Here is a 24,287-nt window from a genome sequence, read left to right as displayed (position 1 = left end):
AGCACAAGTGCAACGTGAACACGTCCTTGATACCGCGCTGGGCCTGTTGGAACAACAGGGCCTGGCGACCGCCACATTAGAGATGCTGGCGGAAAAACTCGACGTTCAGCCCGGCGATCTCAAACGGTTCTGGCCGGATCGCGAAGCGCTGCTGTACGACTGCCTGCGCTACCACGGCCAACAGATCGACACCTGGCGCCGCCAGCTGCTGTTGGACGAAAACCTGAGCCCGCAGCAAAAACTGCTGGCGCGCTATGACGTGCTGGCGGAATACGTGCAGCAAGACCGCTATCCCGGCTGCCTGTTTATCGCCGCCTGCAGCTTCTTCCCGGAAACGGATCATCCGATCCATCAGCTGGCGGAGCAGCAAAAGCTGACCTCGCTGGAGCTGACCCGCGAACTGCTGCGCGAAATGGACGCCGACGACGCCGACATGGTGGCGCAGCAAATGGAATTGATTCAGGAAGGCTGCCTGAGCAAACTGCTGGTAAAACGCCAGCTCCAGGACGTATCGGTCGCCAAACGGCTGGCGGAAGATATCTTGCAGGTGGCGCAGTGCCGCCGCAATGGGGCGCTGAGCTAGGCGAGCCGCGCTTACGGCGCCGCCAGCCCAAGGCGATAGCCACAGCAGGCGCAATTTTTGCGCCCTTTGCCTGAAAAGCCAGCAACCGGACGCGTTTTAACGCCTTTCATGCATAAAGCCGTTGACGGCCATCGGCCAATACGGTTTAATGCTGCCCGTTGCCCGGATAGCTCAGTCGGTAGAGCAGGGGATTGAAAATCCCCGTGTCCTTGGTTCGATTCCGAGTCCGGGCACCATATTTAGAGAACCCGCCCAAAAGGCGGGTTTTTGCTTTTCAGGGACAGGACTCTCCATCGAACTACGTTCGATTATTCGGCCAAAGGCCTCACCCTTCGGGCCAGCGCTGAAGCGCTGTTCAACACGGCGCCAGCGCCGGTTGTCCGAGTCCGGTCGCCCTATTTAGAAGAACCCGCCCAAAAGGCGGGTTTTTGCTTTTCAGGGCCAGGACTCTCCATCGAACTGCGTTCGATTATTCGGCCAAAGGCCTCACCCTGCGGGCCAGCGCTGAAGCGTTGTTCAACACGGCGCCAGCGCCGGTTGTCCGAGTCCGGTCGCCCTATTTAGAGAACCCTGCCTATGGCTGGTTTTTTGCTTTCCGAGATACGGACTCGTCATCGAGCCGCTCGGTGATTGCAATTAGCCCCACAGCCACCGTCGCATCGTTCTGTCAACCATCTCTCCCTGTAGCATCAAACGCCTTTTTTTCATACGTTTCGCATGCATAAAAAATGAAAACACACTCAAGCAAAACAGTAATATCGCCAGAAAAAATAAACTCACTGTACCTTCCTTTGGCAACGCTTATTGGCGCGCTTTATTTCTAAAAAACCACCTAGCCAGATACCGGACTGGTATTATTCCCCAAAGTTATCTTTAGAACTGAATCCATAGCACTCTCCGACCAGGATCACAAAAAAAGCAGAGAGGCATCCCTGCTTTTTAATATGAATAATGACTACTGACAGATGGCGGCATACTTTTCATAACGGCTGCAGAAAAATGGAATTCTACGTCTCATCCTTCTCTTTTCTTTCGGTTTTTCGGCACCGTTACTTTCCCCTATTCATTGTCCCACACGTTGATCGTTACCGTTCAGACATACCCCGACACTGCTGTTTCCAGCGCAGTTTAAGCCAACATACACACAAGTTGGCAGCGTCGCGTAGACGAGAGTCAATGAAATAACGCACCTTGAGCAGACTTGTAATATGTAAAACCAATAGATAAATAAAAAACATTCACAATGCAAATTTAATTATAAAAATAAAACCCAGACAGAGATAAAAATATAGCAAAAATAAAAAACAAAACATCCCTCATCACGGTTAGGAATATTCTCCCTCATGAGAAATCAGCCAATAAATAAAGTCGTGAGACCGTCTCAGCATCATTTTACTCATCACCGAGCGCTTGTGGCTATGCACCGTTTTTACGCTTACGCCCAGCACCCGGGCGGTTTGCGATTGATCGAACCCACGCCGTAAATAGCTCATCACTTGCCGCTCTCGAAGCGTCAGCGCGTGGCGCTCACGCAAACAGGCTGCGCCGGTGCCATTCAGCGTTTCAGTCAGCAGCTCAAACAAACGATGCTGACTGTCAGTTCGATACAGCACCTGTGGCGCTTCCCGCAACGGCGTTATCGTTCTTTCCTTGATAGTCACAACCGGCGTCATCGCACGGGTAACGCTACTTCTCCGCCAACGCTGAGCACGCCGGCGAGAGGAAACGATCACCATATCCGCTTGTATTTCGGCATCCGGCCTTAAAAAATTCACGGTCTTCTGATGGGTTAGCGCATACTCACCGATGCTTTGCTCCAGCCCCGCCGCGAAATAACGATTCTCATCATCTATAACAATATTTATTGTTTTCATTTCGCCCTCTCAGCACATATAAAACCTATAGAACCTTATTAGGTTTCATCATAACCACCCTCACAAAGATAAATGGCGTGATCGTTAACGTGAAAATTAAAAACACCAATTCATGCGGGTCATTTAAATAACTTCAACTACCGCCACCGCCGAGCCCGAAAAACTTCCTGACGATAACGGGGCATAGGCAAGCAATAACGATGAAAACGTCACTTCTTTTCCCCCAATGGCCGGAACGTCCAACAATGCTGAGCCAGAGGTTCCATTGATACTTAATAAGGAAACCAGGATGCCGTCTGAACGCAACTTCACGTTATAATCTTCTCCGCCCTGGTAGGATAATACCTTCAGCCTCACTCTGGCGGCGCCGGTACAATAAACGCGGGCCGTCGTCTGGGCCCGATGGCCGGTCACCTCATCTGCCGCCAAGGTGCCATGCTGTAAAACAATATTGTTCATCAGATAGCAGGACAGCGGTGGCGGCGGTGGCTTTATTGGCGGTGGAGTGGCCGTGCCTGTACAGGTATGCCCAAAGGTTCCCACAGCGCCGACTCCCCCCCTTGAATCGGAGTTCAAATCGAATACGATGCAGGGCGCGACGCCGCCGTTTTTCTCCACAAGATAGGACCAATTACCGATATAGCCCTTGGGGCCCGACGCTACCCAGGTGGAAACTACCGTGCTGAACCTCTGATCCCCTTTAATTTGAATATAATCCTTTGAAACCGTATCACCTGGAAAACCAATACGCGACCTGACATAACACTGCGGTGACTGTAAAAAAGTGCCGCACTTTAAAATGCCGTCGGGGTCTAACGGCCTCGGCTCTGCCGCTGTCACTATATATGACAAGGCGCCCGAGTCTGACAACGTCCACTCAAGAGTTATCGTTGCATAAGAACCGGCAGAAATAACCCATAAAATGGCGATTAAAAAAAATTTTAACAAACCCTTCTCCTTTTAAGTTTCATTTTTTGCCAGACTCACCAAAATAACCGTCGCTGCAATACAATCGCCCATAGCGGCGTATGGCGTATTAAACTAAAAACATCGTTGGTTAATATCTCACTACCGCCATTTTTATATCAAACAACGGCAGGCTCACTCGTACTCCAAACTAAACGTCGCCACTGCGTTAAATACGCCGCGTACCAGTGCCTTTTTGGCAATAGCGTCGGGTTCTCCCTGCACATACGCCTGCAGCCGAATATTGTTGCTGCCTGAAGACAAGCGCACTTTGCCGCCGGGGCGATTCACCGGCAACGCTTCGCCCGCCGCACTCTCCAGCCCGATAGCGATGCCAGCGGCCTGGCTGCCCGCCGCCGGCGCCAGCAGCCCCGGCAAAGCGGCGCTCTCCTTGCCGCTCAGGGTCACGGTAACCGTTTTACCCAAGCTGAGATCGCAGTCCGCCAGGGTAATGGCAAACGGCACGCCCGGCGTTCGCTGATTCAGGTACAGGTATTTATCCACCACGTTGCCGAAATCCAGCGCTATCGTCTCCTGTCCCGGTGGGATCACACAGGGTTCCGCCACCAGTGCGCCGCTAAATCGCAGATTATCCGCCGCGCCGGCCAACGGCGGCAGGCAACACAGCGCCAGCGCTAATCCCATCACGATCCGTTGTTTCATTTTCGCCCCCTCACTGGTAATCGACCTGCAGCGTCGCCGTCGCCACAAACGCCCCTTCTTTCAGAACGGCCCCCGGTTTGGCGACCGGCACAGCCTCCAGGCGCGGCGGGTTGCCGGGATCAATCTTGAAGCTGGTGTTGAGCACAAAGGGCGTATCATTCTGATAAAGACGAATGCCGAGATCGGTTTTATCGGTTTGTACCGCCGCCCGATCAAAGGCGGTGGCCGTCCCCTTCAAGGACAGCATCATTTCCCACGGCCGCACCCCCGGCGAATCGCAGCTGATAAGATAATCCACCTGCTGCCGATAGTTGACACCATCAACTTTACTGACCCCCACCCGCTGACCAAAATCCACCGCCACCGTGCCGCCGTCATTGATGGTGCAAGGCGGTGGTGCGCGCAGCGTGCCGCGAAAACGCATCGCAGTATCCTCCGCCGCCAGACTCTGTTGGCCAAAGGCCAACAGCAGAACGATAGCCGCCTGTTTCATCTTCACTCCCCGCTTCATTGGTAATCCGCGCGCATGGTGGCGGATGCCGTGAACTCACCGGTCGGTAGCTGAACGCCGGCCTGTTTTATCGGCACCGCTTTCAACTCCGGCACATTCGGGTACGTAAAGTTTTGCCAGCTGTTCAATGGGATACGGGAATCACCGCGCAGCAGCGCAATCCCCAAACCGTTCACGCTGGTTTGCAACAGCTGCCCGTTAAACCCTGCGCCATTGCCCGCTATCTGCAGCTTCATGCTGTTTCTCGCCTGCCCCGTGCAGCTCAGGGAGTAATTTATTGGCGTGAGGTAATTGCTGCCGTCGATTCGCGTGGTCAATACTTCATTGCCAAAATCCACCTCGATCGGTTTGCCGCCGTTGATCACGCAAGGCAATGGCGCCAACACGGTTACGCTCACGGTCACAGTCGTCGCCGCCGTCACCGGCAGCGTGATGCATCCCATAACCGCTGCCGCAAGCAGCCGCTGTATTCCGTTTCCTGTTTTCACCCCGTCACTCCATATGGGTTGTTGGCGCTGCGCCGGCTTTCACCCGCCGTCAGTCATAACTCAAACTAAAATCCACCATGGCGCGATAGCTGCCGGCGCGCAGCGGTGCCACAGTGCGTTCCGGCGCTACGCTGTAGTTCAGCACGTCGCTGCCTGGCGTCAGCCACAGCGGCATACCACGGCTACCCAACCGAACGTCCCGGCCCTGGGCATCCAATAACCTCAGGCCCAGACCGGAGACGCCCTGCGCCTTCACCAACTGCGGGTTATCGGCGTCAGCCGGGGCGTGGAAGGCCACCCGCACCGCCGGTTGGTCATGCGCCCAGCTTAGCGCGCCAGTACGTTCATCCCGGCTGACCGCCGGACTACGCAGGCAATCACGCAGCCGCAGTTCAAATGCCACCGGCACGCCGCGATCGCCCACCTGCGCCAGCCGCCCGGTCGACACGTCCCCCAGGCGAATATCCTGGCGCGCGCTGTCCATCTCCAACCGGCAGGCGCTTTCGGTCAGCGCCCCTTCGATATACAGCACGCCGTTGGCGCCCTCCACGTCCCAGTTATCCGCCGCCTGTGAGGCAGGTAGCAGCCATAGCATCGCCGCCAGACTCAACGGCGCCATCAGCGCCAGACCGCTCAAGGCAATGTAGTAACGCAATTCGCTGTGTGCATAGCTCCAATCACGCAGCCCTGTCTCTTTCCTTGCCATGTTTTTCTCCTTCGCGCGGCGCTGCCGCTACGGCTTGGCTTTCTCCGGCACCACGCTGCAACTGCTGCCGTTGCAGTTAAAGGTCAGCTGTGGCCGGCCACCGTAGTCGTTGATATAGGTCAGCACCGGGCTGCCGCCCAGGCTGGCTGCGCTCACCGTCAGCGGGGCTGTGCCTCTTGGCGGCACCATAAACGGTTCAAAGTCCTTAGCGCCTCCCACGCCTTTGCGACTCGCACCGTCGACGATAGTGACGTAATACGGCGTCGGGTTGTTCACTACGTATTTATCGCCCTGTTTGGTCAGCGTCAGCTGCTCCTGCCACGGCGCCGCGTTGCGCTCCGGGGCGATCGCCGCCGGGCGGTAGAACAGCTTGATGCGCGTCTGCAGGGCAATCTGCAGCGAGTTCGGCTTGTTACTCTTCGGCGGGATCTCGCGCAGGTTGAAGTAGTACAGCGTCTCGCGGTCCTGCGGCAGCATCTTCGCCGCCGGCAACGCCTGGATCTTCACCTGGCTCGGCTTGCCCGGCTCGATGCGCTGCACCGGCGGTAGCACCGTCAGCGGGCTCTGGATCTTGTTGCCCTGCTCGTCTTCCAGCCAGCCCTGCGCCAGATACGGCAGCTGCTTGTTCTGGTTGCTGACGCTCAGGCTCACCGACTGCACGCTGCCGTCGAAAATCACCCTGGTGCGATCCAACGCGATGGCGGCGTGCGCCGTCGGGGCCAGCGCCCCGGCCAGCAACGAAGTGGTGGCCAGTAGGCCGATAACGTTACGTGTGCTCATCATAAAAACTCCTCAATTCAGTGTTCGTTGCCGCCGTCGCCCGCACTTAGCGCCCGGCACGGCAGCAGTAAATTGGTCGTCAGCATCTCCTGCGGCAGCGGCGTCGGCATCTGCACCTCGCACTGCGCCGTGCCGCCCCAGCGCACCGTCATGCGCTCGCCGGCGTTGATGCCGCTCAGGTAGACGCTGCCGCCGTCGTTGACGATGCCGGTCTCCTGCTCGCGTGCGTTCAGCACCGTGGCGCCGAACGGCGGTTCGCTACCGTCCGCCAGTTTGATTACCGCCATCGCCTTCTCCCCGGCGATCACCGCAAACTTGCGGTAACCAATAGCCCCCTCGGTCAGCGTCGCCTGCACCACCGATTTGGTGGCTTCGGCGTTATCACTCAGCGCGTTCAGATCGATACTGGCCTTGTTGCGGTAGTAACTGTTGACGTCCGCCACCACCGCCTTGCCCCAGCGGTTGGTCGCCACGGCACTGCCGTAGCCGCGCACCGGCACCCCGGCCACCCCTTCGGTATCCAGCAGCAACCGGGTGCCACCCGGCATGCCTATGCGGTGCAATGCCCCGCCTTCCACCGTCAGCGTCATGCCGCCCTGCGCGGAAAAGCCCATTGCGCGGTAGCGATCCTGCTGATAGCTGGCGTTGGCGCTCACGCGTGCCATATCGCCGTCGCGGTTGTAATAACCGCTCATATTCATCCCGCTACGCGCATTGCCGACGCTGATCTGGTAGTTGCTGCGTTCATCGATCCGGTCGTAGTAGCCCGCACGGTTGGTTATGTCGTTGCGGTTCAGCGTCGCGTTGTAGCTCAGGCTGCCACTCCCGCCCCAAGGCACCGACAGCGAGACATACATGCCGTCGTCATTCACATCGTTGTAACGGTTGCGATAGGCCGACAGCGACAGGCTCAGGCTTTTAAAACGGCCGATATCGAAATAGCGCGCCATCGTCAGGTTGTAGCGATCGTTGGCCGGCCGATCCCAGTAGGTTTGGTGGTTATAGTTGAGGTATGCACTCAGCCCCAGATCCCGCAACTGCTGGTTATAGCTGATGGTATACATCTCTTTGCTGTTGCCGAAGCGCCGCCCGTATTCACGCGCATCCAGAAACTCGCCCATGCTCATAAAGTTCTGTTCCGAGAAGCGGTAGCCGGCAAAGGTCACCTGACTATCCAGCTCGTCGAAACTCTTCGAGTAGCTGAGGCGATACGAACCGCCGCTCAACGCCTCATTCTCCTGCGGCAATTTGGCGCGCGACTGGGTCACATCGAACGACAGCGCCCCCAGTAACATCAGGTCACGGCCGATGCCCAGCGCCAGCGCGTTATAGTCGCCGCCCAGCAGCGCGCCGCCGTACAGAGACCAGCCATTGCTCACCCCCCAGGAAAATTCGCCGGTGCCGAACATGGGGCCGTGGTAGCGGTGATCCATATCCGACGGCTTGCCCATCGCCAGCTTATAGCGCACCGAGCCGGGTCGCGTCAGATAAGGAATGCTGGCGGTGTTCATCTTGAACGCCTGCACGCTGCCGTCCTGCTCTTCCACCTTCACATCCAGCTCGCCGGACACCGCGTCGTTGATGTCCTGAATGCGGAATGGGCCGGCCGCGACCTGGGTCTCGTACAACACTCGGCCCTGCTGGCTGATGGTCACCTTGGCGTTGCTCTTCGCCACCCCCACCACTTCCGGTGCATAGCCGCGCAGGTTGGGCGGCAGCATGTTGTCGTCGGAACGCAGGCTCATGCCGCCGAAACGGAAGCTGTCAAACAGCCCGGAGTCCAGATAGTCCTCGCCTAACGTCAATTTTGAGCGCAGCGCCGGCAGCGCCCGGTAGGCGTAGTAGCGGCTCCAGTCCAAACGTTTGTCCGTCGGCATACCAGAGCCCGTTTGATGGTTGAGGCTCCCCTGCCAATCGGTACGTAATCGCCAGGCACCCAGATTAACGCCCGCCGTGCCGTTGCCACTCACGCTGTAACCACGTGAGCCAGCCTGCAATTGGTGTTGCGTCTGAGCATTAAGATTGTAATCAAGCAACAGTCCCGGAATCCCCTCATCCCAGCGCGACGGCGGATCCCAATCCTCAGAACTGTACTCCAAGTAAGCTTGTGGAATGCTGAGATACAAAGCCGACGTAGCCAGATCGCCACGCACTTCCATCCCCTTCAGGCTGGCTTCGTCCAGACATTGATTCTGGTGCCACCAGGTCAGTTGCTTCGTCAAACCGGCCTTTAAACCTAACTGCGCCACCAGGTCCGGCGACAAACAAGCGCGACTGCCGTTCGGATCGTCGTCCGGGGCATAAAACGGCACCTGCTGCTCCGGCAGATCGCTCTTATTTAGATGCACCAGCATGCTGTAACGACCCGGCATGATGTAGCCACCGCGAGAGAACTGGCTGAGATCGATGTTTTTGCGATCGTTTACGTCCAACACGTCGGTGTTGAACTGGATTTCTTCCACCGCACCGGCATCAGCCATTAGGCTGCCAAGCACTAAGGCCACACAAGCGCTCAAAATATGCAAACGAAACGGCTTACCAGCAGGCAAAAACATCATGTTCCAAACCTTTTATTTAATAACTTCCCTGAAATGAACAGCCGAGTCAGTAATAATCCATTTTGAATCTCACTGATGAAAAATAGCTTCCCGGCTTTAATGTTTTTTTATTGGCCATCAACGTTATGCCGTAATTCAGCATCTGGTTCCCCAGCAGAATATCTGCCAACGGTAAAGGTTTACCCGGTATGGCAACATTCCCAAACATATCCGTAATCACGAGTGCGACACCTGAGGCATCGCCATGAATGCCAAACATGTCACCATCCACATTACCGTCGAACGTCACTTGAAATTGACGCCAATCAGGCAGCTTTTTATCTGAGCGCGTTAGAATACAGTTAATTAATTCTATGCTGAAAGGCACATATCTTCCTTTCCCATCTCGAGCAATATCCGATACCGGAATGACCTCCATATCAATTGTTTGCTCACGGCTCTCCGTTGCTATAGCACAAGCTGTATCAATAATGGCCCCTTGCATATTGACGCGCCCCTGTCCCTGCACAGCAGAAATAGCATCCCCCGTAAAGAAAACCAGTAACGGCAATAGGCAAGCCGCCTTCATTCCTTTACCCAAAAATTCCATTCTCATCCCTTAAGAAATAACGGATTCAGGTAAATAGCATGCGGGTTATCCCGCATGCTCATAATCACACGTAGTTCGTCAGATGACGATTACTGGTAAGCCAAGGTAAAGTCGGCAACGGACTGGAACTCACCAGGCACAACAGCATCAGCGACGGTGCTACCCTGCAAATAAGCGGCGAAGCTCAGGGTGTTGGCACCATTCTGCAGTGTTTGTGCTTTAGTCGGCTTGCCCAGTTTAATATCAGCACCGGAACCGTCAGTGATGGCAATACCCGCGCCTTTAGCTGTGCCGGTAATGCCCAGCAGGTTTGCATCTGCTGCAGAGGTAGCACCGGTGAAGGTCAGAGCGACGGTGTTGTTATTTTTCGAAGGATCTTTCTCATCCACAATCAAATCACAGTTTTCCAGTTTGATTTGGAAGTTACGCGGGGTAGATTTTCCGCCGTTTTTCAGCGCTACGTTAGAGATCGCGCCCAGCTCAACGGTCTGATCGATGGACTCAGGAGCGATCGAGCATGGTGCATCAATAATAGAACCGCTGAAGGTCACTTTACCGTGGCCCTGATCGGCGGCGTGTGCCAGAGAAGAAACACCCAAAGCCATTGCGGCGGCCAGCATAATTTTATTCAGTTTCATAAAAATCCCTTACATTCCTTAGTAAGCAGTGGAGTCAATTAAATCCATAAGCGTCACGCAATCAATGCTTCAGATATATTCACAAACATGATTTGCGTAGCTAATACGCTGCGTCTTCACGCTCCGTATCAGTGAGAACAAATTTACACGTCAGAAACAAAAAATAAAATGTTATGTCGCAAAAATACAAAAACACAGGATTTTTATAAAAAAAATAGCAATAAAATAGGTTTTAATGCCAATAAATATCTTTTAATTATCAATGTTTATTTTTAAAAACTTGGCAAGTAACAGATGGGATATCTCATTTATAGCGATATAGAGAAAAATCCTATATACAGGCACACCAAAGGATTGAAAAAAACAAAGACAGGTCTCAGAATAATCTCTCGACAGGAAAGTTGCAGGTTATAAAAATGATTTTTATCATCAACAAAAGTGTCCTCTATAATGAGGAGGAAGGTACGTTGGCGCATATAGACAATGCCAACAATAAAGTAGCCTTACTTAAACCAGCCGGACGTTTGCTCTCATTATTCATCAGGAATAATGGCACACTGCTGCTGCGGGAAAAGTTGATTAATGATGTCTGGGTCGACCATGGGCTTAAGGCATCGAATAACAACTTAAATAATTATGTATCTGGATTACGTAAATCACTAGCGCAGTGCGGAATAGAAGAAATTATTGTGACCTATCCCCGCCAGGGGTTTAAATTTTGCGCCATAAATATTGATAAATCTGACAAATTAGATGGAAGTGATAACGACCTGAAATATGATAGTGAGGAAAAAACGGCAATCGCGGAACCAAAAATTGAACCCACCAATCTCCGCCGTTTGCTTCAGCGTCTGGTGATGATTGCCGCCGCTTGTCTGGTGCCTTTTGCACTTGTTATTTTGTATCAAAATAGCACACGCATTAGCGTTTATCCGTTGGGAAACTATGAGCAATGTCAGATCTACAGCATGAAGTTGGAGAGTGGCGATTTGAGGAGAATTAAAAACATCATTCATCAGGCAGGTTTTAACTGCAAGACCAGGGCGGATGTATACTATTACGATAACATTCGTAGTGCAGACTCACAAAGCGCTGAAGAACAGCTCACGTTCTGCCCACGCGAAATTAGTGCTCCTTGTATTAACAGCTATATTAATAATAACAACTAACACCTTAAACTCTCCCTCCAGGGCCGCCTATTTAGCCTCCCCTTGGCCGCACTTTGCCAAGGGTATGGCTTATGACCGAGTACTGCAAACAAACAACGGACCGTAATTGGCAATAAACATGTAATGGCTGCTGTCTATTTGCTCAATGCGCAAATGATACTGCTGCCCAACCATCGGCAAATGCTTATTTAAATCTGGTCGTACAACCGAGTCTTGCTGTCTTATGCTATTTTTCACCACGGTAAAAATATAGTCTTCCCCTCGTCGCCGATAGTCCAGTGTAACCGTTCTACCAACGTTATAGCGGGTTGCTCCGTCAAACAGACTACCGTTAATCAACACTGTTGCACGCCGCGGGCCATCCGGAGCAACGCTGATCAACAATATCCGCTGTATCGTTTTGCCCTCGCGTTGGTTGGTCATCCCGACGACAGCTCGACACGCCGGGATCTGCGGTTTTAAAAATAGCCAGTAACCGGAAATACCGCCGATAATCAGCGAAAATACCAACAACACTCCATAACGAGAGCGCCAAAAAAAATTATAACACAATGTTTTCATGGAAGTTTTCACATTGAACCTTACCCGATGCCATTCGGCTCTGCGGGCAATAATAAAAATAGTAACTCCTGACTCGCCCAGGGCTATTCGGCGTTAGCATTTTGCTGTCGTAATAAAAGAGCGTCGCAGGAACACCGTTTTCATTACACTTAGTATGTTTTTTTTGTTCCAACATGTTCTGCAAATGTGTCAGATCCACCTCAACAGGCCCGATCCTGTGGAAAGAAGTAATAAACTGCACGTCACAATTGCCAATCTTACCCACCTTAGCCACACTCACCGCTGGATACCCTGCATCCCACCACGCCCCTATACCGCTGCCTAACGCCAATAGCGCCAGCACAACTGCAGTAAATTTAAAACGTCTGGTTTGCGTAACGGTAGCCACTGCAGCCGGTTTGGCTGCTGGCTGCAAATCCGGCACCAGTAAACTTTCCGCCTGGCTATCCATCGTATGCAGTTCAGCTGCCGTAAACATAAACCCCTGTCGCGGCAGGGTGACGATGATCTCTTCCTCGCCGAGCGAGGAGAACGCTTTGCGCAAAATAGAAATGGTGTTGTTGAGGTTGTTGCCGGAAGCGACCTGGCCGTGCGCCTCCCATACCTGCGTCAGCAGCGTTTCGCGGGAAAGCACCAGGTTATTGTTGCGCACCAGGGCGGAAAGCAGGCGGTTCAGCGTGGCCGTCAGCACAACCGGCGGAATGTCGTCATGCAGCGAGATCAGCTCCGATCTATCTTCATGATATTTAATATTATTATTAATTATATATCTCATAATTCCCTGCGCGATAAACTGGTTAACGCCCATTAGCCCCTATCAAACGTGGCAATATTAGCATAGCGCAAATGATAAGAAAATTCTTAACAAAAAGAATAAAATCTAATAAAAACAAACAGATATTAAATATCACCATACAATTCTCAGAGTGAATTTTGCAGCCTTTTTCTGATTCAATGCACGCATAAAGTGGATTAACAAACTGAGCATAAATAAAAAAACCCGCCATAAGGCGGGCCTGATCAACGTCGGAAAATACTCAGCGCAGGCGGCGAATTTGCCGGTCTTGCCAGCCGGCGAACAGCAGTAAACCGCATAGCGCGCCGAGCAGCGCGCAGAACATGTCGGACTGGGTATCCCACGGATCGCCCTGGGTGCCGAGAAACTCGTCGGCGCCCTGGCCCAGCGCCAGCGCCGCCCACCACTCGATCAGCTCATACACGGCGCTGATGGCCAGCGCGATGCAGCAAACCACAAAGCCCAGCATCTTGCGCCCCTGCACATAGCCGCCGCGCAGCAGGATCTCGCGCGCCGCCAGCGCCGGCACCAGTCCCTGGAAGAAGTGCCCCAGTTTGTCGTACGGGTTGCGGCCAAGATCCAGCCACTGCTGCACCTCAAACCCCAGCGGCACGCGGGCATAGCTGTACATGCCGCCGAAAATCAGGATCAGCGCATGGAAGAAAATCAGCGTATAGAGCAGCGGCGTCAGCGGATAACGGCGATGGGTCAGCCACAGCAGCGGCAGAGCGATCAATACCGGCGCCACCTCCATCAGCCAGGTGGTGCGATCGTAAGGGCGGATGCCGCTGTGGATCAACGCGGCCAGCAGCAGCAGGGTGATAACGAACAACAACAGCGGGGTACGCGAGGCGGGCATAACCAACGTTCCTTCGGGTTAACAGATCAATGCACTCTTTATACCGCAGATCCTGAGGCGAAAAAAAACAGGCGGAGCGTCGCCGCTTCGCCTGTTCGATGTGCGCTTACCCTGCGTGGGATTATTTCAGCGCTACGCGGATCACGTCGTCCGGCGCGGTGGCTTCTTTCTCGCGGCTGGAAGCCTGCTTGACGCTGACGTATAGCGTCTGGCCGTCCGGCGACAGCGCCAGGCTGTTCGGGTGGGTCGGCGTCTTGATGGTGTTCAGCACCTTGTAGCTCTTGGCGTCGATTACGCTCACTTCGCCCGCCTGGCGATGGGTGACGTAAACTTCATTGCGCGCCGGGTTGAACAGCACCGCCAGCGATTCCGGTACGTCGATCTTGCTCAGAATGTTGCCGTTGCGGATATCCACCACCAGCACCTGCGGCTGCTTGGAATCAGTGATGAACGCACGATGGGTAGCGGTATCCAGGCTGATGTTCAGGAAGAAGTGCTCTTTGGACTCATCCAGCTTCTTGCGCGACAGCACCTTGTTGGATTGGGTGTCGATGGTCACCAGCTCGCCGTCGGCGTTGGTGACGTACAGACGTTTGGCGGCGGCGTCCAGCGCCAGGCCGGTGCCGTATTTGCCGGTGTCGGTCACGGTGGCGCGCAGGGTCAGATCCTTGCCGTCCACCACCCACACTACGCTGGATTCACCCAGACCGGTGATGTACAGGGTATCGCTGTCGGCATCCGCCACCAGTTCGCGCGGCGCCAGCGGCTTGACGGTCTCGGAGCGCTTGCGCGCGTCCAGCACCAGGCGGCCTTTCACGTCGCCGGTCTTGGCGTCGATGGCGGTCACCGAGTTATTGACGGTGTTACCGAAGAACAGCGTGCCGGTCTTGGCGTTGACGGCGGCGCCGAACGGCTTGATGTCGTTATGGATAATCTGCGTCACGTCCAGCGTGGTCGGATCCAGACGGTAAACGATGCCGCCCTTGTCCAGCTTGCGGCTCTGCGACGTCGCCAGGTAGAGCGCGTTCTCGCTCGGGCTGTAGGCCATTTCATAGGCGCCCTTGCCAACCGGCTTGCGCAGCACTTCCGGCGCGGTCTGTGCCAGCAGCGTATTGGAGAACAGCAGCGTGGACAGCAGCATCAGCGGAAATGCCGCACGTTTTCCCTTGGTGATCAAAGCATTCATCGTAATCTCCTTATAGAACCAACGGGGCGGCCGCTCGACCGCCCTCTCTCGTTATTAAAATCAGGCTTTCTCTTCGGAAAGCAGCGCCCACCAGCTGTCGATGGTCGGGTTGCGCGCCAGCGCGATAAAGTCGATATCGCCGCGGATCTTGCGCCAGCGGGTCGCCAGCTCCATGATGCGCACCGAATCCAGGCCGTAATCGATCAGGTTCTCATCGTTGCCCATGTCTTCGCTGTCTTCGTCAAGCAGCGGCAGGATCTGCTGACGCAGCGCATCGATGCTGGCGATACCGGCAGCCGGCAACAGGGAAGCAGTGGTCACCACCCGGCCGCAGCGGCCGGCGGTGTAGCGCAGCGCCATCAGGTGTTCGTCGCGCGAGAAGTCCGCCAGGCCGTCGGCCACCATGAACGGCTGGATATTGCGCATGAAGGCGTCGATGGCGGTGGTCAGGCAGCCGATGTGCGCATACACGCCGCAGATAATCAGCTGATCGCGGCCGGACTCCTGCAGGATCTCCTGCAGCGGCGAGCGGTGGAAGGCGCTGTAGCGCCATTTCACCAGCACCGTGTCGTCTTCGTCCGGCGCCAGCGCGGCGGTCACCGCCTGCTGCTCAGGATGTTTGTTCAGGCCCGGCCCCCACATGTCGTTCAACAGCGCGCGGTCTTCATCGCTCTGCTGGTTCGGCTGCGCGGTATAGAACACCGGAATGCCCTGCTGTTTGCAGTAGCGGCGCAGGTTGGCGATGTTCTCCACCACCTGTTTAATCAGCGCGCTGTCTTCGCCCCAGAAATTGAGGAAATACTGCTGCATGTCGTGGATCAGCAGCGCGGCGCGCTGCGGTTCTACGTGCCAGGTGACTTTATTTTGCGGCAGTTCGTCCGCCGTCGGCAGCGCGTAGTCATTAAGTTTTGGAATGGCCATCGATTAATCTCCCTGAGCCTGAGTCTGTAGTTGCCCGTCGAGCTGCTGGCGCAGCCGTTTTTTGTCCACTTTGCCGACCGGGGTCAGCGGCAGGCTGTCCACCTGAATAAAGCGATCCGGCAGTTTGAAGTCCGCCACGCCCTGCTCGCGCAGGTGGCGGCGCAGCACCACCGGCTTCAGCGGCGCGTTGGCGATGATATAGGCGCAGCTCTTCTCCCCCATCAGCGCGTCCGGCATCGACACCAGCGCGGCGTTGATCACGTCCGGATGACGCAGCAGCAGGTTCTCGATCTCCTCGGCGGCGATCTTCTCTCCGCCGCGGTTGATCTGATCTTTCTGCCGCCCCTGCACGGTGATGTAGCCGTCTTCGCTGATACTGATCAGATCGCCGGAGCAGTAGAAACCGTCGGCGTCGAAGGCGTCGGCGTTGTGCGCCGGGCTCTGGTAGTAACCGCGGAAGGTATAAGGCCCGCGCGTCATCAACCGGCCGACCTCGCCCGCCGGCAATGGATTGCCGTCGTCATCTGCCACCCACACCTCGTCGTCCGGCGACATTGGCCGCCCTTGTGTCGTCAGGATGTGGCGTTCGTCGTCGTCCAGCCGGGTGTAGTTCACCAGCCCTTCTGCCATGCCGAACACCTGCTGCAGTTGGCAGCCGATTTCGTTCTGAATGCGCGCCGCCAGCGTCTCGCCCAATTTGGCGCCGCCCACCTGCAGCAGTTTCAGGCTGGCGAGCTGGGCATTGCCGCCCCACTCTTCGATCGCCTGCAGCCACAGCGTGACCGCCGGCGGTACCAGCGCCGTCACGTTGATTTGGTGCTGTTCGATCAGACGGAAGCACTGCCCGGCGTCCGGATCGGCGGCGAACACCACCAGCCCGGCGCCATAAAACACGCCCAGCACGCCCGGCGAACTCATCGGGTAGTTGTGCGCCACCGGCAGCGCGCACAGATAGCGGGTCTGCGCGTCGAAACGGCAGATCTCCACGCTGCGGCGAATGCTGTAGTAGTAATCATTGTGGGTGCGCGGGATCAGCTTCGGCGTACCGGTGCTGCCGCCGGAAAGCTGGAAGAACGCCACCTGATCGGCCGCGGAAGGCTGCGCGACAAAACCGTCGCTGGCTTCGTCCAGCCAGGCGGCCAGCGCCAGCTCGCCCTCGGGCTGGCTGCGCAGCGCCACAACCCGCAGCGAAGGATGCGCATCGCGGAAGGCGTTCAGGAATTGATCGTCGGCAAACAGCGCGTGCTGGCGATCGGCGATCAGCAGCGCCGGTTTGATCTGCTCGGCATAGGCGTTCAGCTCGCTGCGCTGATGGCTGAACAGCGCGTTGACCGGCGCCACGCCAATTTTCAGCAGCGCGAAGAACACGATATAGAACTCCGCCACGTTGCCCAGCTGGACCAATGCGGTATCGCCGGATTTTACGCCGCGGCGCAGCAGAGCGGCCGCCAGGCGATCGGAGCGCTGCTGCAACTCGCGGTAGGTCAGGCTGCCCTGGGCGTCGATAATCGCCGGAGCGTCGTTGTTGGCCTGGCGATCGAGGATCTCGGTCAGCGGCTTGTCAGTCCAGTAGCCGCGTTCGCGATAGCGGCTGGCGAACTCCGCCGGCCAGGGGGTAAAGGCAATGCTCATCTTGTCGTTATCCTTGATTCATACCAAAGGCACGCAGAATGGTGCTGAGTTTGGTGCCTGTTTCATGCCATTCAGATTCGGGTGAAGAGTCTTCCACAATGCCGGCGCCGGCGAACAGCCGCACCCGGTTGCCGTCAACGGTGCCGCAGCGGATAGTCACTACCCACTCGCCGTTGCCTTCGTCGTCGCACCAGCCGACGATGCCGCCGAACAGGCCGCGATCGAACGGCTCCAGCTTGCCGATCAGGGCGTGCGCCTCGGCCGTCGGCATGCCGCACAGCGCTGGCGTTGGGTGCAGCAGGCAGGCCAGCGACAGGGCATTTTCGTCTGGAGACGCTGCCTCGCCGTCGATCGGCGTGGAGAGATGCCACAGCGTGGTGGTGGTCAACAATTCGGGGGTGTGCGGCACATTCAGGTAGCGGCAGCGGCCGGCCAGCACGTCACGCATGCTTTCGGTGACGATGCGATGCTCGTGGCGATCTTTCGCCGAGGCCATCAGCCGCTCCCCCACTTCGCGATCGCGCTGCGGGTCGGCCTCGCGCCGGGCGGAACCGGCCAGCGGGTTGGAGTAGAAACGGCCGCCGTCCTGGCGCAGCAGCAGCTCCGGGCTGGCGCCCAACAGCGCGCCCTGCTCCAGCGGCACGTGGAAGTGGAAACCGTGCGGGTTTTGGGCGATCACGCGCGCCATCAGCGCATGGCGATCCACCGGCCGGCGCGTTTCGATCTCCAGCAGGCGCGACAAGACCACTTTATCCAGCTCACCGGCCTTCATCGCGTCAACGGCATCGCTGACCATGTTCATGAACGGCTGCTGCTGCGGCAGCTCCGTTATGCCAGCCAGCTCCGGCCCCTCTGCCGCCGGCTGAACGCCGGCCATAAAAGCGGCGCGATCGAACCAGCGGCTCTGCTGCGGAATAAACAGCGCCGAAGGCTGCCGGGTATCGAACGGGATAGCGCCGCACAGCAGCGGATTTTTGATGCCGGCCTGACGAGCCTCGGCAAACGCCTGCCGCACGCTGCGCTGGAACTCGCCGTTCAGATCGGCGCCGTCCGCGGCCGGCAGGCGAATGCGGCTGAAACATCCGGTGGTGGTCAAGCTGCGGAAAGGGGAGGTAAAGAAGAAGCCCGACGCCGGAGAAAAATCAGCGGCGAACAGGTGTTCTTCGCGCTCCTGCATTTCCTTTCGATTGATGTCGTTCACGGCAGTATCCATCGCTTCGCCCTCAGATTTTGAAGTGATAACCAATATAATAATGATTATCATTTGAGTTAATTCCGCGCTAAATTACTCGCCGATATTTGCCATGTCAATAAACGTAAGCACTTCTTTCATTTCAAAATCATGACATAAACGCTGTGGGTTTTACGCATGCCGATGATAAGCATTGCTATTTGATCCCACAGCGTTGTCATAACGCGTTCGACTACTTTTCTGTGGCGGGCTGCGGCTCCGGTTTGTGCAGCGTCACCTGGCGCAAACCGGTCATGGCGAACAGCAACAGGATGCCGAGCAGCGCCGCGCCGAAACCGAAACCGCTGGCGCTCATCGCCGGCAGCATAAAGGCGCCCATCGCCCCCAGCAGCAACGCGCCCAGCGCATCGCCCACCACGTTCTGCGCCGTCCACAGACCGTTGATGCGGCCGAGGAAGTTGTCCGGCGTCAGGCTCTGGATCAGGCCGTACTGCAGCAGCGAGTTCAGCGCGCTCAGGTAGCCGAACGCCACCAGGCACAGCAACGCCAGGCTGTACCACGGCATCAGGCCGAACAGGCCAATGGCGGCGAACGCCGCGATCGCCGTCAGCAGCATCACCCAGCCGGGGCGCGCCACGTGCGCCACGCGCCCGCTGGTGAAAGCACCGATGGCGGCGCCGAGCGGCACGGCGGCGTACATATAGCCGAGGTGGGCGGCGTCGATGTGCCAGCTTTCCGCCATCGCCGGGTACAGCACGCGCACCGCGCTGGCCATGGTCAGCAGCGCGCCGATCAGCGCCACCATGCCGATCACCTTGTTCTGGAACAGGAAGGCGAAACCGCCCGCCAGCGCGCGCAGCGGGTGTTCACGCGGCTGCGGCGGCGGCATCAGCTGCGGCAGGCTCAGCAGCGGCAGCAGCGTCAGCAGGGTGCCGAACGCCGCCAGGCCGTAGTTCCAGGCAATGCCCATATGGGCGATCACCAGGCCGCCGATCGCCGGAGAAAGGATCGAGCCGAAGCGCACCGTCAGCATGCTGATGGCGCCCGCCTGCACGATGTTTTCGCGGCCCACCAGCGCCGGCGTGGCCGCCAGCAGCGCCGTCACCCCCACCGCGCCGAAGAAGCCGTCCCACACCGCCAGCAGATAAATGGCCGCCAGCGAAGGCGACGGCAACAGGGCGTTGAGGCACAGGCCGACGAAGCCGATGCCGCAGGTGGAGCGCGCGAACAGGATCAGTCGGCGCCGCTCATAGCGATCGGCCAATACGCCCCCCATCAGCAGCCCGGCGAACATGCCGCCGCCGGCCAGCGTCACCGCCAGCCCGACCTGCAGGGTGGAACCGGTCAGCGCCTGGATCTGCACCGGGATGGCGATCGCCATCAGACCCAGCGCCACAATGGAAATAAAGCGCGCGCAGAATACCGCGCGGAAAGCCCGGTTGGTTTTCAGCAGGCTAAAATCAAGCAGGATGGAGGGTTTGCTACTCATCGGTTTTTCACCACATCGTTAAACGGGGATTCTGCAGTTGCGGGGCGCTATGCTAGCACAGATGGCGAAATCAATAATGATAATAAAACTCATTGATATTCAACCGTGAGCAACCGCAAGAAACGCCGCCACACGCGGGGGTCATACCCGTGCCTGGCGGCGAGATGACGGACGCGATTACAGCGTGCGCAAGATCCGGTTCAGCAGCGGCCCCAGCACTTTGAACGACGCCGGCGAAACGATATCGACATGCGCACAGTCCAGCTCGTGCGCCTGCAGCGCATCGACGTACTGCGACCAGGTTTGCTGCACGTCCATCCCTTCCTGCAGCGTGCGTTTGGCGACGAACAGCGTCGCCTGGCCGTGGAAATGGGCGGTACGCGTGTGCGACAACAACCGTACCGAGTCGGCGTAGTTGGCTTCAATGTTGTCGAACATCGCGGTGCGCGTTTCTCCCAGCGCCGGATCGAGCGTATCCTGCGACACCGCCAGGAACTGCTCGCGCTCGCGCTGCACCTCCTTCAACACGTTGTCGTCCAGCATCACGTCCCAGTTTTGGGTCTCCGGCGGATAGGTATCCAGCAGGCCGAGGAACGCCACCTGCTCGCCGCGCGCCTGCAGCCGGGCGGCGATGCCCTGCGCCAGCGTGCCGCCCAGCGAGTAGCCGATGAAGTGGTACGGCCCGTGCGGCTGTACCTGCAACACCGTCTGCAGGTGGGCATCCACCACCTGATCCATATCTTCGCTCAGTGCCAGCGGGCCGTCCGGCCGCGGCGACTGGATACCGACCAGCGACCAGTGCTGATCGAGATAGCGCGGCAATACGCTGAACTGCCAGGAGAAACCCGACGCCGGGTGCAGACAGAACAGCGTCGGCCCCTCGGTGACGCGCAGCGGCAATACGCTGTCGAAGCCGCTGCGATCGGCCTCTTCCTGCGTGCGATCTTCCGCTAACAAGACAGCCAGCTGCTCGATGCGCGACGCCACCATTACCTGGCCGACGGACACCGCCTTGCCCAGATCGCGGCGCAGCTCCGCCGCCAGCCGCATCGCCAGCAGCGAATGGCCGCCGAGCGCGAAGAAATCGTCATCGGCGAACACCTGCTCGCGCTGCAGCAAACGGGCAAATACCGCCGCGATCTCGCTTTCCAGCCCGGCCTGCGGCGGCCGCCCAGCCTTGCGCTCGCCGCCCTGCGGCTGCGGCAAGGCCTTGCGATCCAGCTTGCCGTTGGCGCTCAGCGGCAAATCGCTCATTTCCACCAACGCCACCGGCACCATGTGCGGCGGCAGCCGGTCGGCCAGCGCCGCGCGCAGGGCTTCCGCATCCCAGCTCGCGCCAGGCTGCATCACCAGATAGCCCACCAGCTGGCGCGCATCGCCGCCGGCGTCCACCGGCGTGCCCTGCAGCACCAGCGCGTGCGTCACCGCCTGGCGCACGCCCGGCAGCGACAGCAAGGCGTGGTCGATTTCGCTCAGCTCGATCCGCTGCCCGCGGATCTTCAGCTGATCGTCGCTGCGGCCCAAATATTCCACCGCGCCGTCCGGCAGCCAGCGCGCCACGTCACCGGTGCGGTACATGCGCCCGCCCTCGCCGAACGGATCGGCGACAAAGCGGCTGGCGGTCAGATCCGGCCGGCCAAGGTAGCCGTGCGCCAGCTGCACGCCGGTCAGATACAGATCGCCCGCCACGCCCGGCGGCACCGGCCGCAGGCGCGCGTCAAGAATGCGCAGCCCGGTGTTCCACACCGGCAGGCCGATCGGCACGTTGGCGCCGGTCACCTTCGCCAGCGCGTCGCCGTAGGCCGGATGCCAGGTCACGTCCACCGCCGCTTCGGTCGGGCCGTAGAGGTTGTGCAGCGGCACCGCCGTGCGGCTTTGCCACAGGCGGCACAGCTCCGCCGGCAGCGCTTCGCCGCTGCAGAACACCTGGCGCAGCGCGGCGCAGCTCGCCACCGCCGCGTCGTCGTCCAGGGCGGCAACGAAAGCCGCCAGCATCGACGGCACGAAGTGCAGCGTGGTAATGCGGTGCTGCGCGATCAGCTGTTGCAGCTGCTGCGGATCGCGGTGCGCCTCCGGCGGCGCCATCACCAGCCGGGCGCCGACCATCAGCGGCCAGAAGAATTCCCATACCGAGACGTCGAAACTGCACGGCGTTTTCTGCAGCACCGCGTCGTCCGCCCCCAGCGGATACTGGTGCTGCATCCACAGCAAGCGGTTGACGATCGCCTGATGGCCGACCAGCACGCCTTTCGGGCGCCCGGTGGAGCCGGAAGTAAAGATGATATAGGCCGCATGGTTCGGCGTCGGGCCCGCGATCGCCACCCCGGCGGCGTGATCGGCCGGCAGCGGCGCGTCATACAGCAAAATTTCGCCCTTGTCGGCGAACCGCGCCTGCTGCGCCGGGTTGGTGATGACCAGCCGGGGCGCGGCGTCTTCCAGCATCATCGCCAGCCGCTCGTCCGGATAACCGGTGTCCAACGGCAGATAGGCGGCGCCCGCTTCCACGATCGCCATCAACGCCAGCGACAGGAACACCGAACGCGGCAGCGCCACCGCCACGATGTCGCCCGGCCGCACACCCTGCGCAACCAGCTCGCGCGCCAGCGCCATGACCTGCTCGCGCGTTTCGCGGTAGGTGAAATTGAAATGCGCATCCGCCAGCGCCGGCGCGTCCGGCGTGGTTTGCGCCTGCTGCGCCAGCAACTGGCTCAGCGTGGTCGCCGGCACCGGGTGCGCCGTGTCGTTGACCCGCGCCAGCAGCGCATGATCGTCGGCGGTCAGCATATCGGCTTCGCCGATCGGCAACGTTGCCTGCGCGGCGAACTGCGCCAGCAGCAGCGGCAACCGCTGCAGATGCGCCTGCAGTTCCTGGCGACCGTAACGCTCGGCGTTGGCCAGCAGCTCCACCTTCAACTGATGGTGTTCGTCGATAAACAGCGCAATCTCCAGATCGCGCACCGGCCCGGAGGCCAGATCGTGAGTGATGCCTTCGATACCGGCGAAATCCAGCTGGTAATCGAACATTTTGAAGTTGAAGACCGTGCCGTACAGCGGTTCGCCGTCGCCGATGCGCCCCAGATCGCGCTGCACCTGCTCGGCGTCGTAGCGCTGATGGCGGCGCACCGTTTTCAGCTCGCGGCTGATGCGGGCGGCGGCCTCATACAGCGTGGCCTGCGGCTCGAGATGCATCTCCATCGGCAGCACGTTGATCACCGGCCCGGCGGCGCACAGGGCGGCCGATCCGGTACGGCGCATGAAGATAAAACCGGCGCTGAAACTCGGTTGGCCGCTCAGGCGCGATACCCACAGCGCCACCAGCGCCACCGCCATATCGGCGGCGTTCAGCTTCTGCTGAGCGCCGCACTGCACCAGTTCGGCGAAGGCCTGCGGATCGCAGCGCTGTTCCAATCGATGGATGCGCGGCGTGGGGGTTTGCCCGGCCAGCGGCTGCGGGCAGAGCGTGGCTGGCGGCGGCAACTGCCGCGCTTTTTCGAGCCAGAAATCGGCGTCGCGCTGCCAGGCCGGCGCCTCCCGGTAAGCCTGGTATTCCGCCACCACGTCGCTGAACGCCGTGAAAGGCGTCGGTTCCAGCGCGTCGCCGCGGCAAATATGGGTGTAAATCGCCGCCACGCGGCGAGCGATGGCGGTGAAGCTGAAACCGTCCACCAGCAGATGGTGATAGCGCTGATACCAGAACCAGCGGTCATCCGCCAGGCGCATCACCACATGGCGATACAGCGGCGCGCCGCTGCCGGCGCGCAGATCGCTCGCCAGATCGATGTCCATCAGCGCGCGCGCGGCGGCTTCGGGATCCGGCGACGTCGTCAGATCGACAAGTTCCGGCTCGTGCACCGCCAGCGCGTCATCCAGCCATTGCACCGGCACGCCGTCGCGTTCCGCAAAACGCAGGCGCAGCATGTCCACCTCGTCCAGGCCCTGGATGATGGCCTGCAGCAGAGGCTCCACGGCAATGGGGCCGTTGAGTTCGATGGCGTGAGCCACCGCGTAGGCATTGCGATGCGGGGAGATTTGATCGGCGACCCAGATGCCGGGTTGCGCCGCGACCAGCGGCCATTCGCCCGCAAGCGCCGGGCCGCTGAGAGAGTTAGGGGTGTGTGACACTGCT

At 58.5% G+C, this 24,287-nt stretch carries 21 protein-coding genes and 1 tRNA gene; 3 read left to right on the top strand and 19 right to left on the bottom strand.

Annotated features, from left to right (window positions below):
• Window positions 1-7: 7 nt before the first annotated feature.
• Window positions 8-583, top strand: a complete 576-nt coding sequence (locus ACF8MC_RS23120; RefSeq protein WP_016929381.1) for a transcriptional regulator — start codon at window positions 8-10, stop codon at window positions 581-583.
• A gap of 160 nt (window positions 584-743) precedes the next feature.
• A tRNA-Phe gene (locus tag ACF8MC_RS23115) sits at window positions 744-819 on the top strand.
• 1,089 nt (window positions 820-1,908) lie between these two features.
• Here the strand turns inward: ACF8MC_RS23115 and ACF8MC_RS23110 are convergent.
• The 10 genes from ACF8MC_RS23110 to ACF8MC_RS23065 form a co-directional block, all read right to left on the bottom strand.
• Entirely contained in the window at window positions 1,909-2,457 is a 549-nt protein-coding gene (locus ACF8MC_RS23110) for a LuxR family transcriptional regulator (RefSeq protein WP_164040433.1), read from the bottom strand.
• Window positions 2,458-2,580: 123 nt separating this feature from the next.
• On the bottom strand, window positions 2,581-3,405 hold the full coding sequence (locus ACF8MC_RS23105) for a hypothetical protein (RefSeq protein ID WP_164040431.1): 825 nt from the start codon (window positions 3,403-3,405) through the stop codon (window positions 2,581-2,583).
• Between the two features lie 153 nt (window positions 3,406-3,558).
• Window positions 3,559-4,086, bottom strand: coding sequence for a fimbrial protein (locus tag ACF8MC_RS23100; RefSeq protein ID WP_164040429.1), 528 nt, complete (start codon window positions 4,084-4,086; stop codon window positions 3,559-3,561).
• A gap of 10 nt (window positions 4,087-4,096) precedes the next feature.
• Window positions 4,097-4,579 (bottom strand): fimbrial protein, encoded by a 483-nt coding sequence (locus ACF8MC_RS23095; RefSeq protein ID WP_192839560.1) that lies wholly within the window; start codon window positions 4,577-4,579, stop codon window positions 4,097-4,099.
• Between the two features lie 14 nt (window positions 4,580-4,593).
• Window positions 4,594-5,085: a fimbrial protein gene (locus ACF8MC_RS23090; RefSeq protein ID WP_239504675.1), complete on the bottom strand. Its 492-nt coding sequence runs from the start codon at window positions 5,083-5,085 to the stop codon at window positions 4,594-4,596.
• Between the two features lie 49 nt (window positions 5,086-5,134).
• Window positions 5,135-5,791, bottom strand: coding sequence for a fimbrial protein (locus ACF8MC_RS23085; protein WP_049194495.1), 657 nt, complete (start codon window positions 5,789-5,791; stop codon window positions 5,135-5,137).
• 27 nt (window positions 5,792-5,818) lie between these two features.
• On the bottom strand, window positions 5,819-6,571 hold the full coding sequence (locus ACF8MC_RS23080) for a fimbria/pilus periplasmic chaperone (RefSeq protein WP_049194503.1): 753 nt from the start codon (window positions 6,569-6,571) through the stop codon (window positions 5,819-5,821).
• Between the two features lie 17 nt (window positions 6,572-6,588).
• Window positions 6,589-9,129 (bottom strand): outer membrane usher protein, encoded by a 2,541-nt coding sequence (locus ACF8MC_RS23075; RefSeq protein WP_164040427.1) that lies wholly within the window; start codon window positions 9,127-9,129, stop codon window positions 6,589-6,591.
• A 46-nt stretch (window positions 9,130-9,175) separates the two neighbouring features.
• On the bottom strand, window positions 9,176-9,718 hold the full coding sequence (locus tag ACF8MC_RS23070; RefSeq protein WP_053091686.1) for a fimbrial protein: 543 nt from the start codon (window positions 9,716-9,718) through the stop codon (window positions 9,176-9,178).
• 89 nt (window positions 9,719-9,807) lie between these two features.
• Window positions 9,808-10,356: a fimbrial protein gene (locus tag ACF8MC_RS23065; protein WP_049194491.1), complete on the bottom strand. Its 549-nt coding sequence runs from the start codon at window positions 10,354-10,356 to the stop codon at window positions 9,808-9,810.
• A gap of 416 nt (window positions 10,357-10,772) precedes the next feature.
• Between ACF8MC_RS23065 and ACF8MC_RS23060 the strand changes: the two genes are divergently transcribed.
• Window positions 10,773-11,525 carry a winged helix-turn-helix domain-containing protein gene (locus tag ACF8MC_RS23060; RefSeq protein ID WP_049194490.1) on the top strand — a complete coding sequence of 251 codons (753 nt, stop codon included), beginning with the start codon at window positions 10,773-10,775 and terminating at the stop codon, window positions 11,523-11,525.
• A 69-nt stretch (window positions 11,526-11,594) separates the two neighbouring features.
• Here the strand turns inward: ACF8MC_RS23060 and ACF8MC_RS23055 are convergent, their stop codons facing one another.
• The 9 genes from ACF8MC_RS23055 to ACF8MC_RS23015 form a co-directional block, all read right to left on the bottom strand.
• On the bottom strand, window positions 11,595-12,086 hold the full coding sequence (locus ACF8MC_RS23055) for a hypothetical protein (RefSeq protein ID WP_152903828.1): 492 nt from the start codon (window positions 12,084-12,086) through the stop codon (window positions 11,595-11,597).
• Window positions 12,067-12,894, bottom strand: a complete 828-nt coding sequence (locus ACF8MC_RS23050; RefSeq protein ID WP_239504676.1) for a winged helix-turn-helix domain-containing protein — start codon at window positions 12,892-12,894, stop codon at window positions 12,067-12,069. The genes ACF8MC_RS23055 and ACF8MC_RS23050 overlap by 20 nt, the downstream gene beginning before the upstream one ends.
• Window positions 12,895-13,123: 229 nt before the next feature.
• The gene (locus ACF8MC_RS23045) at window positions 13,124-13,741 is read right to left on the bottom strand and encodes a DUF2238 domain-containing protein (RefSeq protein ID WP_164105773.1); all 618 of its coding nucleotides are present in this window, start codon (window positions 13,739-13,741) and stop codon (window positions 13,124-13,126) included.
• A gap of 121 nt (window positions 13,742-13,862) precedes the next feature.
• Window positions 13,863-14,882, bottom strand: coding sequence for a DUF5074 domain-containing protein (locus tag ACF8MC_RS23040; RefSeq protein WP_392424146.1), 1,020 nt, complete (start codon window positions 14,880-14,882; stop codon window positions 13,863-13,865).
• Window positions 14,883-14,987: 105 nt separating this feature from the next.
• Window positions 14,988-15,848 (bottom strand): isochorismatase, encoded by an 861-nt coding sequence (locus tag ACF8MC_RS23035; RefSeq protein WP_164105772.1) that lies wholly within the window; start codon window positions 15,846-15,848, stop codon window positions 14,988-14,990.
• Window positions 15,849-15,851: 3 nt separating this feature from the next.
• The gene (locus tag ACF8MC_RS23030) at window positions 15,852-17,480 is read right to left on the bottom strand and encodes a (2,3-dihydroxybenzoyl)adenylate synthase (protein WP_164105771.1); all 1,629 of its coding nucleotides are present in this window, start codon (window positions 17,478-17,480) and stop codon (window positions 15,852-15,854) included.
• A 7-nt stretch (window positions 17,481-17,487) separates the two neighbouring features.
• On the bottom strand, window positions 17,488-18,693 hold the full coding sequence (locus tag ACF8MC_RS23025; protein WP_060419668.1) for an isochorismate synthase: 1,206 nt from the start codon (window positions 18,691-18,693) through the stop codon (window positions 17,488-17,490).
• A 211-nt stretch (window positions 18,694-18,904) separates the two neighbouring features.
• Window positions 18,905-20,161 (bottom strand): enterobactin transporter EntS, encoded by a 1,257-nt coding sequence (gene entS, locus ACF8MC_RS23020; protein ID WP_033649954.1) that lies wholly within the window; start codon window positions 20,159-20,161, stop codon window positions 18,905-18,907.
• Window positions 20,162-20,338: 177 nt separating this feature from the next.
• Window positions 20,339-24,283, bottom strand: coding sequence for an enterobactin synthase subunit F (locus tag ACF8MC_RS23015; RefSeq protein WP_164105770.1), 3,945 nt, complete (start codon window positions 24,281-24,283; stop codon window positions 20,339-20,341).
• Between the last annotated feature and the right edge of the window lie 4 nt (window positions 24,284-24,287).

Origin of the sequence: Serratia sp. LACPHL-BACT-2024-00286, from assembly GCF_043109535.1 — a bacterium.
Classification (GTDB): Bacteria; Pseudomonadota; Gammaproteobacteria; order Enterobacterales; family Enterobacteriaceae; genus Serratia; species Serratia sarumanii.
The sequence above is the reverse complement of the archived record's forward strand: the minus strand, read 5'-3'. Positions and strand labels throughout refer to the sequence as shown.